This is a genomic window from Gardnerella vaginalis, assembly GCF_001546485.1.
In the GTDB taxonomy this organism is placed as follows: domain Bacteria; phylum Actinomycetota; class Actinomycetes; order Actinomycetales; family Bifidobacteriaceae; genus Bifidobacterium; species Bifidobacterium vaginale_D.
In genome coordinates this window covers 1-818 of the sequence record NZ_KQ956884.1, presented here as the reverse complement: position 1 = coordinate 818, position 818 = coordinate 1, and the positions used below count along the sequence as shown (strand labels likewise).

Below are 818 nucleotides of genomic sequence, written 5' to 3'. Positions count from 1 at the left end.
TGTGCAGCAGCATGAATGCTAGTGTTCTCTAAGCAACAAGTACTCAACGTCAGCAGAGCAATACTGTTAAAGTTCACTAATCAACAAATACTCACCGTTCGCAGAAGCACAACTGCAAAGCTGTTGGAACATTTGCCGGAAAAATGTGAGGCGATTGGAGTTGCGTTAAAAATCACGTAAGTAGCTCTGTAGTTCAGTATGCCATATTTAGTACGTGTAGCATTGCGTATGTTGCCTGATATTACCTAATGCCAGTAGTACGCTGTCATTATCGCAGTGGTATGCCGCTAACCAGTACCCACTACCAGTACCCAGATTATTTAACGGCATCTATTTGTCGCACCTATACCTCAGTATCCTATACCTCTGTAGCCTACAGTTCTATAGATTTACAGATATAACAATGCTCCGTGGTTGAAGAGTTGTCGTAAATTTCGCGAACCCTTTTATCACGGAGCATATGTATATTATTTATTCAATTTTAATATTTGTTGCACCACCAACGTTTAGTCGCGCTTCTTCCTGCGAATAATGACTGCGAGTGCAGTACCTATTGCGGCTGCGAGTGCAGCAACAGCGCCTGCTGCAGCAATTGCAGAGCCTGTATTGGTTAACTTTGATTGCGCAACCTGACCGGAGGAGTGACGTGCAGGAGACTTAGGAGCTTGTAACTGAGTGTTATTGCTCTTATTCCTGTTGTTTTCACTGTTGCCAGTGTGTTCATCAGAATCATGAGAACCAGATTCATGTTCTGGGGTCGGCGCAGGGGTCGGCGCAGGTTCTGGCGTTGGTTCCGGTGTTGGTTCCGGTGTTGGTTC

Annotated in this window: 1 pseudogene; it reads right to left on the bottom strand. The window is 45.1% G+C overall.

What is annotated here, in order from left to right:
- Positions 1-506 precede the first annotated feature (506 nt).
- Positions 507-818 (bottom strand): annotated as a pseudogene (locus HMPREF3208_RS06830) (hypothetical protein); the annotation flags it as partial.